11 protein-coding genes are annotated in these 12,743 nt (G+C 60.9%); 2 read left to right on the forward strand and 9 right to left on the reverse strand.

Annotated elements, in window-relative coordinates; genetic code table 11:
* Positions 1-3 precede the first annotated feature (3 nt).
* From groL to VFO29_10600, 5 genes are all read right to left on the reverse strand, one after another.
* Complete coding sequence (gene groL / locus VFO29_10580; GenBank protein HET9393946.1) at positions 4-1,683, reverse strand: chaperonin GroEL; 1,680 nt, start codon at positions 1,681-1,683, stop codon at positions 4-6.
* A gap of 20 nt (positions 1,684-1,703) precedes the next feature.
* On the reverse strand, positions 1,704-2,009 hold the full coding sequence (locus VFO29_10585; protein HET9393947.1) for a co-chaperone GroES: 306 nt from the start codon (positions 2,007-2,009) through the stop codon (positions 1,704-1,706).
* Positions 2,010-2,175: 166 nt separating this feature from the next.
* Positions 2,176-4,422: an EAL domain-containing protein gene (locus tag VFO29_10590; GenBank protein ID HET9393948.1), complete on the reverse strand. Its 2,247-nt coding sequence runs from the start codon at positions 4,420-4,422 to the stop codon at positions 2,176-2,178.
* The gene (locus VFO29_10595) at positions 4,419-5,975 is read right to left on the reverse strand and encodes a hypothetical protein (protein ID HET9393949.1); all 1,557 of its coding nucleotides are present in this window, start codon (positions 5,973-5,975) and stop codon (positions 4,419-4,421) included. Before VFO29_10595 ends, VFO29_10590 begins: the two co-directional genes overlap by 4 nt.
* A 15-nt stretch (positions 5,976-5,990) precedes the next feature.
* Positions 5,991-7,028 carry a carboxypeptidase regulatory-like domain-containing protein gene (locus VFO29_10600; GenBank protein HET9393950.1) on the reverse strand — a complete coding sequence of 346 codons (1,038 nt, stop codon included), beginning with the start codon at positions 7,026-7,028 and terminating at the stop codon, positions 5,991-5,993.
* 210 nt (positions 7,029-7,238) lie between these two features.
* On the opposite strand from VFO29_10600, the gene VFO29_10605 reads away from it, so the two are divergent.
* The gene (locus tag VFO29_10605) at positions 7,239-7,631 is read left to right on the forward strand and encodes a hypothetical protein (protein HET9393951.1); all 393 of its coding nucleotides are present in this window, start codon (positions 7,239-7,241) and stop codon (positions 7,629-7,631) included.
* Entirely contained in the window at positions 7,628-8,749 is a 1,122-nt protein-coding gene (alr, locus tag VFO29_10610) for an alanine racemase (GenBank protein HET9393952.1), read from the forward strand. The genes VFO29_10605 and alr overlap by 4 nt, the downstream gene beginning before the upstream one ends.
* Here the strand turns inward: alr and VFO29_10615 are convergent.
* From VFO29_10615 to VFO29_10630, 4 genes are read right to left on the reverse strand one after another with little or no spacing between them, the layout of a single operon-like run.
* Positions 8,746-9,921 carry a citrate/2-methylcitrate synthase gene (locus tag VFO29_10615; GenBank protein HET9393953.1) on the reverse strand — a complete coding sequence of 392 codons (1,176 nt, stop codon included), beginning with the start codon at positions 9,919-9,921 and terminating at the stop codon, positions 8,746-8,748. The genes alr and VFO29_10615 overlap by 4 nt on opposite strands.
* 9 nt (positions 9,922-9,930) lie before the next feature.
* Positions 9,931-10,887 carry a hypothetical protein gene (locus VFO29_10620; protein HET9393954.1) on the reverse strand — a complete coding sequence of 319 codons (957 nt, stop codon included), beginning with the start codon at positions 10,885-10,887 and terminating at the stop codon, positions 9,931-9,933.
* 36 nt (positions 10,888-10,923) lie between these two features.
* Positions 10,924-12,306: an amidohydrolase family protein gene (locus tag VFO29_10625; protein ID HET9393955.1), complete on the reverse strand. Its 1,383-nt coding sequence runs from the start codon at positions 12,304-12,306 to the stop codon at positions 10,924-10,926.
* The gene (locus tag VFO29_10630) at positions 12,306-12,737 is read right to left on the reverse strand and encodes a hypothetical protein (GenBank protein ID HET9393956.1); all 432 of its coding nucleotides are present in this window, start codon (positions 12,735-12,737) and stop codon (positions 12,306-12,308) included. The genes VFO29_10625 and VFO29_10630 overlap by 1 nt, the downstream gene beginning before the upstream one ends.
* Positions 12,738-12,743 lie beyond the last annotated feature (6 nt).

Below are 12,743 nucleotides of genomic sequence, written 5' to 3' on the forward strand. Positions count from 1 at the left end.
CTTCTACATCATCCCGCCGTAGTCGCCCATGCCGCCGCCGGGCATTGCCGGCTCTTTCTTCGGCTCGGGTTTGTCGGCGATCAGCGTTTCGGTCGTCAGGATCATCGCACCGATCGAAGCCGCGTTTTGAAGCGCCGAGCGCGTCACTTTGAGCGGCTCGACGATGCCGGCCTTAAACATGTCTACGATCTCTCCAGTCATCGCGTCGAACCCAAAGGGGTTATCCTTATTGCGAACGCTATTAACTTGGACCGACCCTTCAAAGCCCGCATTGTCAGCTATTTGCCGAAGGGGTTCTTCAAGAGCTCGCTTGATGATCTCGATGCCGATCTTTTCATCGGCCCACGTAAGCGCTGCACCGTTGGTTTTTGAAGGCTGATATTTCTCTATTGCCTTTATAGCGTGAACGAGCGATGCGCCGCCACCTGGTATCATGCCCTCTTCGACCGCAGCCTTGGTCGCGCTAAGCGCGTCCTCGATCCGATGTTTCTTTTCTTTGAGCTCGGTTTCGGTTGCCGCACCGACGTTGATGACGGCGACGCCACCCGATAGCTTTGCCAGCCGCTCTTGGAGCTTCTCGCGATCAAAGTCGCTATCGGTGTCCTCAATCTGCTGCTTGATCTGTTCGATTCGGCCCTTGATCGCATCCGGTTTGCCTGAACCGTCAACAATGGTCGTCTCTTCCTTATTAACTTTGACCGATTTAGCGCTACCAAGCTGCTCGGGCGTTGTCTTGTCGAGCTTGAGTCCGAGCTCTTCGGAGATAACGGTCGCACCAGTAAGGGTCGCGATGTCCTTGAGCATCTCTTTACGTCGATCGCCGAAGCCCGGAGCTTTAACGGCAACCGTCGTGAATGTACCCCGAAGTTTGTTGACAACCAGTGTCGCCAGCGCTTCACCCTCGACGTCTTCCGCGATTATCAGTAGTGGTTTCTGCGTTTGCACGATCTTCTCGAGCAGTGGCAAGATATCAGCAATTGCTGAGATCTTACGCTCCGTCACCAGTATGTATGGATCGTGCAATGTTGCTTCCATCCGCTCCATGTCAGTAGCCATATAAGGCGAGATATAGCCCTTGTCGAACTGCATTCCGCCCTTAGTTTCGACCTCCGTCTTCATCGACTTGGATTCTTCTATCGTTATCACGCCTTCAGTCGTGACCTTGCCGTCGCGTTGGCTAACTTTGCCCATCGCCAAAGCGATTAGGTCACCAATCTCTTTGTCATTCGCTGAAATCGAAGCAACTTGCGCAACCGTGTCTGTATCTTCAACCTTCTTAGAAAACTCTTTCATTCTCTCAACGGCGATTTCCACGGCTTTTTCGATTCCGCGCTTGATCAGCAGCGGATTCGAGCCGGCGGTAACGTTGCGAAGACCTTCGCGGATTATCGCTTGTGCCAGTACCGTGGCGGTCGTCGTGCCGTCCCCGGCTACATCATTCGTCTTGGACGCTACCTCTTTTAAGAGCTGCGCACCCATGTTTTCGAACGTATTCGGTAGTTCGATTTCCTTAGCGATGGTCACGCCGTCGTTTGTAATCGTCGGTGAGCCGAATTTCTTGTCGAGAACAACGTTGCGACCCTTTGGTCCCAGCGTTACCTTTACCGCGTCTGCCAACAGGTTGGCACCGCGCTCGAGCGCCCGGCGGGCGCTTTCGTCAAATACTAATTCTTTTGCAGCCATAATTAATGTTAAAACGCTCCTTAAACGCTTGCCGGGACTTTGGAAAATGTACCCAAGATATCTCTTTCACTAATGACAGCGTACTCTTTACCGTCGATTTTAATCTCGCTGCCGGTGTACTTTTTGAAGAGTACAAAATCGCCAACCTTATAGTGCATCGGCAGTAACTTGCCGTCATCATTTTCGCGGCCGCGGCCAACGGCACGAACGAACCCCTTGTGGGGCTTCTCCCTAGCCGTGTCTGGCAGATAAATGCCGCTTGCCGTCTTTTCTTCTTGTTCAGCCAACTCAATCAGTAGTTGGTCGCCGCCGGGCTGGAAATCCACAAAACCTCCACGATTTTTCGGTCAGAATGCGCAATTTTTGGGACTAGCACTCTCAAATGGAGACTGCCAGCCCCGAAATCTTAGCAGAGTGGGGTGGAGACTGCAAGGGCTTTGTGTGAGGGCGTGCCGACGCTCGCTTCGGCCCAAGGGGACGAGTTGGTTCGGGCTAGTTGCCCCTGTAGATGCTGACGACGCGGGGGGTCGTCGAGGGCGGCTGCTGCATCTCTTGTTCGGCGATTCGGGCCATGAGGTCGCCGCGCGCCAGCGGCCGGTGGAAGAGAAATCCTTGGGCCTGATCGCAATTCAGCGACCGGACGAACTCCCATTGGGCGTCGGTCTCGATGCCCTCGGCGATGACGCGGAGTCCCAAGGTCTGCGCGAGGGTCGCGATGGCTTTGACGATGCCTTGGTCGTACGGGTCGCGCGTGACGTCGTCGATGAAGCCCTTGTCGATCTTGATGGCGTGCACCGGCAGGCGTTTGATGTAGTTGAGCGAGCTGTAGCCGGTGCCAAAGTCGTCGACGACGATCTGCACGCCCATCGCGTGGATCCGCAGCAACGTCGCGACGGCCAGATCGTTCAGCACGATGTTTTCGGTCACTTCGAGCTCGAGCGCGCTGGCGGGCAGGCCGGTTTCGGCCAACACCGCGCCGATCGTCGCGGCGCAATCCTGTTCGTAGAAGTCGCGCGGCGAAAGATTGACGGAGACCCGGAAGTCGGGCGCCGCGGTTTGGCGGATCCGCACCGCCGTACTGCACGCCTGCGTCAGCACCCAGCGGCTGATCTCGACGATCGTTCCGCTCTCTTCCGCAATCGGAATAAAGACTTCGGGCTGAAGCTCGCCAAGAGTCGGGTGCTTCCAGCGCGCCAACGCTTCGGCGGTCACGATCCGCTTGCTCGCAATGTCGACGATTGGCTGGAACAGCAGTGACAACTCGCCGCGCGAGAGCGCTTGCCGCAAATCTTGCTCCAGGCCCATGCGCTCCAGCACGCGCGCGTGCATCGTGCCGTCGTACGACTTGACGTTGTTGCGCCCGGCTTCTTTCGCGCGATACATCGCCGAGTCGGCAAATGCGATCAGTTCGTCGGCGGTCTGCGCGTTCTGCGGGAAGAGACTCGTGCCGATGCTCGCGGTTACGAAGAGCTCGCGGCTGCCGATCAAGAACGGCTCGTGGAACGAGTTGACGACGCCCGTCGCAACCGAAACGACCGTCCGCTGATCGCCGATCCCTTCGATCACGACGACGAATTCGTCGCCGCCCGAGCGGTAGATCGTCGCGCGGTTGATCAAACGCTCTTGCAAGCGCGATGCAATGCTGCGCAGCAATTCGTCACCCACACGGTGTCCGAGCGTGTCGTTGATCGTCTTAAAACGATCGATGTCGATGAAGAGCGCCGCCAGATGTCCGCCCTTGGCGGCGGCTTCCGCAATGAGCAGCGGCAACGATTCTTCCAATGCCAGACGGTTGGGCAGCTGCGTCATCACGTCTTGACGCGCCAGTTTGGCGAAACGTTCGGCGCTCTCGCGCACGTCGGTGACGTCCAGCATCACGCCGATCGCGCCGATGACGCCGCCCTCGGCGTCGCGCAGCGGTTCGACGTCGTTTTGCAGCCAGCGTCCGTTTTGCCGCGTTTCATAACGCACCGCTTCGCCCGCGAGCGCACGGCGCAACTCGTTTAAGCACGCGCGCCGCTGTTCGGGATCGTCGATGCTTGCGCCGTACGGAGCTCCGATCAGGTCGTCAGCGTAGAGCCGTTGATCCGCCAGTGCCGCGCCTCTAATCGACGTGAGCCGCAAATCCGTGTCGACGGTCCAGACGACGGCGGGCAGCTGCGAAAGCAGCAGCCGCAGGCTGGCGGTGGCTTTCAAGAGCAGCTCGGACTTCTTACGTTCCGTGACGTCGCGCAGATGAACAAGCAACTCGTCGCGCGCCGGCTGAATGCGAATTTCGATCCACTTATCCGTTGACTGGAAGTGCTGGACGCGCTCCAGCGGAAGACCCTGCCGGCGCACGCTAAGCATTTCGGGAACGAGATCGGAACCCAGCGGATCCAGCACGTCTTGTATGCGCGCGCCGATCAGCTCGCCGGCATTTTTGCGCAGCAACTCTTCGGCGGGCTCGTTGACGTGCGAGAAACGCCAGTCTTTATCGATGATGTAAAAGCCGTCGGGAATGCTCTCGACAACGTTGTAGCCCCGTTCGGTTAATCCGCGAATCGACGCCATGCCGTCGCTGATCAGCAATTTGCCCGCGATCGTAATCGTGACGATGCCGACGCCGGCGTAAATCTCGAGAATGAGGCGCGGCAGTTGGGCCAGCGCCGCGCCAAGGAACGCAATGAAACACAGCGCGGTCAGCGCGGCGAAGATGATTAGCCGGGAAACTAGGCCCGCCGGGCCGGCGGGTTTCACAGCATCTTACGTTGCCGCAGCTCGGCACGCAACGCATGACGCGATTGCACGCCCAGAGCGGCAAAGATTATCTCGATCTGCTTTTCAAGCGTAAATGTGCTACGGCTAAACTGTTGCGACAGGGCGTCGAGCTCGGTGCCTTGCGAAAGCGCGATGGCGATCTGGCGCTGCATCGGCGTAAGCCCGGAGAGAACGCGCTGCTCCTCGACCCGATCCAATTCGGACAACCGGCGGTAAAGCGGGCTCTTGGCAAAGTGCGCGGCCTGCGAGCGAGCCTTATCGAGCCACTGTCCGTCTTCCGTCAGTTCGAACAATGCGGCAGCGGCCAGTGCGGCGCGATACGGATGGCGGATTTGCGCGAAGACGTCAAAGGCGAACTCGAGCGAGTCCTTCGCCAGTTTCACATTGCCGAGCACTGCTTGCACGCGGCCGGCGGCGTATTTTTCGTACGCGATCGTGCGGCGATCGTGCGCGGCTGCGAGCGTCGGGTCTAGGCTGTCCCGGCCAAGTCTGGTATAGGTCGACACATACCCTTGCGCTTGCGCCATGTCGGTGGACGCAAACAGCTCGGCCAGCATCACCAGCGCTTGGCGTTCCTCGCCGTGCGTCGCATCCCACTCAACGTCACGCGCCAAGGTGTGCGCCAACGCAAGTTCTTCGGCCGCCCAAGCTTCGTTGCCGTTCATGCGGGCGACGAATGCGCGGTCGACGTGTGCGATGACTTGCCATGCGAGTGTCGGCGCCAGCGCCTTCGAATCTTTGAAGAGCCACTGCGCGCGGCCAGGATCGCCCTGATGGAACGCGTGCCATGCCAGCGCGCGAACGCTCATGAACTGCAGATCTTGAATGTCGGGCGTCCACTCGATCGATTCGTATGCTATTTCGCCCGCGCGCATGCCATCGTTATCGCCGAGCTCAACCGACAGCCGCAGCAAGACATGTAGCGAGATAGCGACGGACGTGACATCGCACGTGGCTTTCGAGTCTTCAAAGTACCGGAAGGCGGCGAGCAAGTCTTTCAGTTGCGACGCATAATCTTCCAGGCCCGCGTGCATCCACGAACGCAGTGCAAGCGCGCGGAACTGCGAAGCCGGAGCAGGGTCGCTCATTGCCAGCGCGATGTCGTCGCTGTTGGGATCGTACTGGCGCGTGGCCCAAGCCAAGCGCGAGCGTTCGTAACCCAAACGCGACGCACGCGACAAATCTTCTCCAACGAGGTCTTGCGCGCTGGCCAGCATGTCGCGCGCACCATCAAAGTTGCGGCTGTTGACGTACGAAAACGCGGAACTTACGAAGTAGCCGAAGCGCCCTGCCGGCGACGTAAAGGCATCAGCGTGCGCGGCCAGCGTTTCGAGAGCCAGAACGGGATCGCGGCGCGCCAAGACTTCCGCGCGAACCAGCAGACCCTGCTCGTTGAGCGGCTCGGGCCAGTCCTCGCAATGCGTCAGCAATGCCAGCGCTTCGTCCCGGCGCGCGCGGCGCGCCAGTTCGGTCGCGTTTTGCAGTGCTGCTGCGACGTCTACGCCCGTCTCTACGAGGCGTGAGTCTTGCATATGCATATCGGCGATCTAGTCCGTAATGGTTCCGGCTGAAGTCGTTTGGCCTGGACCCACAGTTATTGCGGGACCAAAGATGACGTCACGTTTCGAAGCCGAGCCTTTCGCAGAAGAGTGCGCGCCCGCCGCATTGGTGTATGAATTGTAGATTCGAATTTGATACGTGTCGGACGGCAGCGTGTGAAGGTCGAATCCGCCCGAGGCATCCGTCGCAACCGTGTTGCCGACGTTGCCCGAGGATCCGATCGCGACGACCACTGCACCGCTCACGCCGTTGCCGTTCGAACCAACCACCGTACCGGTGATGTGGCCCGAGTTCGAGTTGCCTGCAACGAAGAGCGTCGGGCGGACGGAGATGCTGTTAGTGGCGATGCCGCCGCTGGTGTCCATCGGCGTGATGCCGCCGCTGGAGATGCCGCCGCCGGTGTCGTTGCCGGTGGAGAGCGATTCGAGAAGATTGAAGTCGATGTTCACGAGCTCGGCAGCGCTCGCGCCGATCGTGAAACTCTGCGTGTTGGTGATCGCAACGAGTCCGTGCCCGGCCGACGTGGTCCGCGTCGAGTTGCCTGCGCCTGAATCGCTCGAGGTGTTCCGGCCATAGGCGAAGTTGAGCGACGCGGTCGAGTTATCGGCATAAATGGCTTGGCTTGCCGCCGGGTCGACGACGAAGCGAATCTGGCCGTACGTGCGCTGGGTGTTGCTAGTCTGACCGACGGCCGCACCGGATCCGCCTTGGTATTGCAGGACGTCGACGATGAGCGGGCTGCTGTACTGAGCGACGACCAGGAACCGGCCGGAGCCGTCGGTGGCGTCGACTTCGCGAATGGCGAGATTGAAGTGAGCGAGTTGTTTGCCGGAGAGGGTGGGCGCGGCGTCGCCGATCAGGAAGCTTGTGGCGATGCCGCCGTGAGTGTCGAGCGGAGTGATGACGCCGGGCGGGTTGTTGTTTGAGGCAAGGAGCGCCGGCGTGGACGATTGCCCATGCATAGAGCACGCCGCCGGCACAAAGGCCAAAAGCGTTACGCATAACGCTGAAAAATGTCGTCTCAAGACCCTAAACCTCCGCCTCGGTCAACCCGCTTGCTGGCAATATATCACGTTTGCAGGTTAACTCCATCCTGGAAAACTGAGCCGAATGGCCCAATTTCAAGAATAGTCCGTTAAACCTACGTAAAGGTGCACTTATTGGCCCTATTCCCTAAGCCCTGCGCGGCCGATATGCGCGCGAGGCAGGCCCGTGAGGCTGACCGAAAGGCCCGAATGGTGACGAACCCACCGTTGGATTGGCCCGCGGTCGCCTGGCGCGGAACGGCCGCCGGCTTGAGCGGCGCCGTGCTCTTTGGGCTCTTCATCTACCCCGCGGCGGGCCGCCCCGGCGCCGTGTCCGTCGCGCTCTACGCCGCGGTCTGCCTGGCTTGGGGATTGGGTTACGCCTATCTGGCGCAGACTCGCCCGCAGCTCAATACGCAGCCGGTCCTGTCCGGGGTGGTGTACGGCATCGTGGCATACGTCGTGATGCAGTTGGTTCTTTACAGCGTCGCGGCGGAGCGAACGGCAACCGTGCTGGAAGTTGCCTACGGCGGATTCGCGAGCTGCTTGTTCTTCGGACTGCCGGTCGCGCTGGTCACGCGCCTGCTTTCGAGCCGCAGATGATCGGCGCGCTGCGAATCTCAATCGCCGCGCTGCGCCATAATGCCCGCACGCTGCGCGACCTCGCGGCTCCCGCGAAAGCCGCTTTCGTCGTAAAATCGAATGCGTACGGACATGGACTCGTTCGCGTTGCGCTAGCGATAGAAGAGTTTGCAGACGCGATCTGCGTCTATGCGGTTGAAGAAGGCCTCGCGCTGCGCGAAGCCGGCGTCAAAGTACCAATTATGGTACTCGGCCCTACACCGGTGGAGCATCTGGAAGAAGCGCTCGCGCGCCAGCTGCAGATCACACTTTGGGACGCAACGACCTATCTTGACACCGTAGCGGGCATTGCGCGCCGGCACAATAGTGCGTTTCGCGTGCACATGAAAGTCGACACCGGAATCCGGCGCTTAGGACTCGATCCGCGCGACGCACCCAAAGCGATCGAACGCGCTTTGAAAACGCCCGGCATTGAGGTCGCCGGAATATTCTCACATCTCGCGTCGGCCGAAGATCTCGATTCACCGTTCACGCTCGGTCAATTGCAAACGCTGGAAAGCGTGTTGAACGCCGTGCACTTTGATGGAAAGTCGCACGCACCGCTACGTCATATCGCGGCGTCGGCCGCGGCCATGCTCTGGCCGCAGACGCGTTTGGATCTCGTGCGCTTCGGCATTGCGCTCTACGGATTGTGGCCCTCGAAGGAAACGCGCGCGTCGGTAAACGGCGGATTCAGCCTGCAGCCGGCGCTTTCGTTTGAGAGCCGCGTGATTGCGGTGCGCAAAGTAGAACCGGGGACGCTGATTGGATACGGCGGCTCGTACAAGGCGCCGCGCGCGATGCGCATCGGCGTCGTTCCGCTGGGCTATGCCGACGGCATTCCGCGACTGCTTTCCAACCGCGGGGCGTTCTTGGTGGCCGGGCAGCGCTGTCCCATCGCCGGGCGAGTCTGCATGAACATGACCATGATCGATCTCGGAGCGACGCAGGCGCGGCCGGGCGATCCGGTGGTTCTTATCGGGAACCAAGGTGATGCAAGCGTGACGGCAGACGATTGGGCGGATTGGGCCGAGACGATCAACTACGAGATCGTCGCGCGCTTACCGTCCGAGCTTACGCGAATCTACGACGAACGCTAGTGCGCTGTTGAGCCGTTGCCGGAGCGCTGTTCGATGGGTTCGAACGCATGCACTTCGGGCCCCGAATACGTTGCCTGCGGACGGATGAGCCGGTTGTCCGCCAGCTGTTCCAAGACGTGCGCCGTCCAGCCCGCGATGCGCCCGCACGCGAAGATCGGAGTGAATTCGTCGCCCGGAAATCCGAGGCTGTAGAACAGCGGCGCTGTGTAGAAGTCCACGTTGGCGTAAATGTTCTTGCCGGGTTTCTTCTCTTGCAGCACGACGTTGGACGCGTCTTCGAGCGCGCGCGCGATCTGATACCATTTCGGATCTGAAATCTCGCTGAGCTTTTTCGCGACCGCTTCCAAATGCTGCGCGCGCGGATCGCGCACCTTATACTCGCGATGGCCCATTCCCATGATGCGCTCGCCGCGGGCCAGAACTTCCCGCACGTACGCTTCGGCGCGCTCGGGTTTTCCGACTTCGAGCAGCACGCGTCCGACCGCGCTAGCGGCTCCGCCGTGCGCTTCGCCCTCCAGCGTTGCGATCGCCGATGTAACAGCGGCGTAGAGATCGGCTTTTGTCGATGCCGTGACGCGCGCGGAGAACGTCGACGCATTGAACGAATGGTCGGCCAATAGCACGAGATAGGTGTCCATGGCGTCTTCGGCCACTTCCGTCGGCTCGCTTCCGCGGCACATGTACAGGAAGTTGGCGGCCTGCGATAGATCGTGACGCGGTTCGACGGGTTCGAGTCCGCGGCGAATGCGATCCCACATCGCGACGGCCGTCGGCACTTTGGCGATCAATTCGATTGCGGTATGCACGTCGGAAACGTGCGCGCCGTGCGGATCGACCGGCACGAAAATTGCCAGACCTGAAACGATCGTGCGCAGCACGTCCATCGGCCACGCATCTTTGGGCACGCGTTCCATCGCGTTGATCAGCGGCTCGGGCAGCATGCGGTGCGCGCCGAGTTCTTTCTTTAAAGCTTCGAGCTCGCTCTTGGTGGGCAGATGTCCGTAGAGCAGCAGATGCACGACTTCTTCGAAACAGGCGTTGGGAGCCAGGTCGTGGATGTCGTAGCCGCGATAGGTGAGGCGGCCTTCTCTTCCCTCGACGTTGGAGAGCAGCGTGCTTCCGACCACCACGCCTTCAAGGCCGCGGTCGACGACGATTCCGGTTGTACTCATGGTCTCTCCTTAGATAGGTACGTCTGGGACGTGCTGACCGTATTCCCGAGGATTAAAATACCACCCGGGCAGCGAGCTGGGGAACGTGATGTCTTGAAAGTCAAAATCCACGATTGCGCCGTCACCGCCGTAGACGGTCTGCACACCGTTCGATTCGGTGCGCGCCCCCACGATTCCGTGCAGGTGCGTGACGACCAACTGGCCGCTCAAATAGCCGAGCGTATAGGTGAAGGTCACCGGAAAGATCCCCTGGTCGCCGGTGAACAGGCGGTCGTGGGCGATGATGCGCCGCAGTTCGTAACTCTTCTTGTCGACCCAGATCTCGCGCAGGACGTTCCGCTCGGGATCGCGCCGCGGCTTGAGCACCAGATGTAAGAGATTCTTTTCCACGGTCATTTGCGGCACGTCGTAGTCGGACTCGCCGATGGCAACCACGGAGCCGATTGTCTTGAGCGGCTCGCTGGTCGGTTCCGGCGTCGGAACGTAGGACGTCGGATCGATATGCTGGTGGATCGGCGCCGGCGCGAACACGTCGGCAGTCGGTGGCCCGGGATCGGTGGCTTCGTTGAGCGCCGGGCGGTCGAAGACCGCTTGGCCTTCAGCGTCGTCGCGGTAGATGCGGCGAGTCAGGGCGGCGCGGTCGACGTTGCGCACCCAATAGTGCGTCGTGTACGACCCAAGCGGATCCGGATACGGCGATGCGCCCGGCTCGGGAGCGTAATTCGTGTACTGCGTGCGGATCATCGTGTAGGTCTCGTACGGCGGCGGCGGACGGTGCGAACGGAAGACGCGCCGGATGATACCGAGCACCCGCACCGGGGGCACACTTTGGTAGGGCGGCAGCGTCGCCTGGGGCGCCGGGCTCGCCGTCGGTTCCGGCTTCGATTGGGCCGACGAACGCACGGGGTTAAACGAAACGGTCAGGACGGCCGCCGCCAGAAGCGCGGCCAGGGAATTTTTCAGCATACTCGGCCTGTATAACGCGTGAGAAGGACCGGAATGTTACGCCTCTAGGCGCGAGGTGTCCACCCGGCGGCCGCCGAGCATGACGAAGGACGGGCGCTCGAGCGTGCGGATGTTGGAGGCCGGGTCGTCGCCGACCGCAATGACGTCGGCGAGTTTGCCCGGCGCCAGCGTGCCCCGGTCGCTCGTTCCGAGCAGGTCGGCGGCGTGGCTCGTCGCCGATCGCAGCAGATCGATCGGCCGCATTCCCATGGACGCCAGCAGCGCGAAGTCCTTATTGTTTTCGCGGTGCGGAAAGACGCCGGCATCGGTTCCGTACGTAATCTTCACGCGGCTCGAAATCGCTCGCTGCATGCCCTCGTTGCGCAGCGTCGCGGCCAGGTGCGCTTTTTCGATTCCGTTCGCGGAGACTTTGTTCGGATTGCCGGGCTGCAGAATCGAATCGAGCGCCCAGATCGTCGGCGTGAGATACGTGCCGCGATCTTCCATTTTTTTCAGCGTCGCTTCACTGACGCCGGTTCCGTGTTCGATCGAATGAACGCCGCCGTCGACCGCGATCGCGATGCCTTTGTCGCCGTGCGCGTGCGCCGCGACCTTCCGCTCGAACTTTGTGGATTCGTCCACGACCGCTTGCACTTCGTCCAGATTGAATTGCGGGATGTTCCAGACGTCGCCGTACGACAGCACGCCGCCGGTCGCCAATATCTTGATGACGTCAACGTGACGTTTGACGTGCTCGCGCACGCGCTCTCGGAAGCCGTACGGCCCGTACGACACTCCGCTTTCGATCGGCTGATCGACGTGCACGAACTCCGGCAAGTCGTTGGTGTCGCCGTGTCCGCCGGTAATTGAAAGGCTCGGCCCGGCCGCAAGAATGCGCGGTCCCAGAAACGCACCGTTGGCAACGGCGTTGCGCAGCGCCAGATCGATCCCGGCGCCGCCGCCGACGTCGCGTACAGTCGTGAACCCGTTGCGCAACATTTGCTGCGCGTTGCGAATGCTGTAGAGTGCGGCCTCGGCAACGTTGTCGGCCGCGGTCTTCGGCGGCATCAGCGCGAGCATGTACGTGTCGGGCACCACGCGCGCCGCGACGTGCGTGTGGCAGTCGATCATTCCCGGCATCAGCGTTGCCGCTCCGAGATCGACGACCTGCGCGTCGCTGCCGGCGTCACCCGCGTGCATCGATACGATACGATCGCCTTTAATTACCAGAATGCCCGGCGCGTGCATTTCTTGTCCGTCAAACAGCCGGGCAGCTTTGAGAACCGTTACCTGCTCGGCCGCGCGGGCGCGCCACGGCAAAAGCATCGCCGCACCGGCAGCCGCGGCGCCGAGCAAGAACGAGCGCCGTGCGAAGAGCAGCTCGACCTCCGCAAAGAGTTTATCGGAGTGCGGAACGTGCGGGCAGCGGCAGTCGAACATTACTCTTCTTCGGCGCTCCAGGTCGAGCCGTCGGCGAACTTGATGTACTGCACGCTGCACTTCGGCTGCGGCTCGTGCGCGAAGATGAACTTCGTGCGTCCGCTAAAATCCTGGAACTTGTGATGGATGGTGATCCCGGGCGAGAACGTGCCGACGTCGCGTACTCCGGCCGTTTCGTCGCCGATCTTCACGCCGAATCGCACCATAGTTGCGACCTTATCGCCTTCGTTGACGAACTTGATCTCCAGCGGGCCGGAGCTCTTGGTGAGAGAAATCGCCGCGCTCGGCACGACGTTCGGGCCTGTGGCGTAGGCGATGTGGCAGAAATCGATTTGAATGGGCGACGCGGGTTTGGCGGATGTTAGGCTTGCCGGAAAAGATGCTGCGAAAACAGCAATGATGGCGGTAGCGATAAAGAGTAAGCCGCGCATGTCTAC

The sequence above is a fragment of the Candidatus Rubrimentiphilum sp. genome, from assembly GCA_035710515.1.
GTDB lineage: Bacteria > Vulcanimicrobiota > Vulcanimicrobiia > Vulcanimicrobiales > Vulcanimicrobiaceae > Rubrimentiphilum.

Bases quoted from the DNA above. Each gene is read 5' to 3' on its own strand.
- groL (HET9393946.1), bottom strand. From the start codon at position 1,683: ATGGCTGCAAAAGAATTAGTATTTGACGAAAGCGCCCGCCGGGCGCTC.
- VFO29_10595 (HET9393949.1), bottom strand. From the start codon at position 5,975: ATGCAAGACTCACGCCTCGTAGAGACGGGCGTAGACGTCGCAGCAGCA.
- VFO29_10605 (HET9393951.1), top strand. From the start codon at position 7,239: ATGGTGACGAACCCACCGTTGGATTGGCCCGCGGTCGCCTGGCGCGGA.
- alr (HET9393952.1), top strand. From the start codon at position 7,628: ATGATCGGCGCGCTGCGAATCTCAATCGCCGCGCTGCGCCATAATGCC.
- VFO29_10615 (HET9393953.1), bottom strand. From the start codon at position 9,921: ATGAGTACAACCGGAATCGTCGTCGACCGCGGCCTTGAAGGCGTGGTG.
- VFO29_10620 (HET9393954.1), bottom strand. From the start codon at position 10,887: ATGCTGAAAAATTCCCTGGCCGCGCTTCTGGCGGCGGCCGTCCTGACC.
- VFO29_10625 (HET9393955.1), bottom strand. From the start codon at position 12,306: ATGTTCGACTGCCGCTGCCCGCACGTTCCGCACTCCGATAAACTCTTT.
- VFO29_10630 (HET9393956.1), bottom strand. From the start codon at position 12,737: ATGCGCGGCTTACTCTTTATCGCTACCGCCATCATTGCTGTTTTCGCA.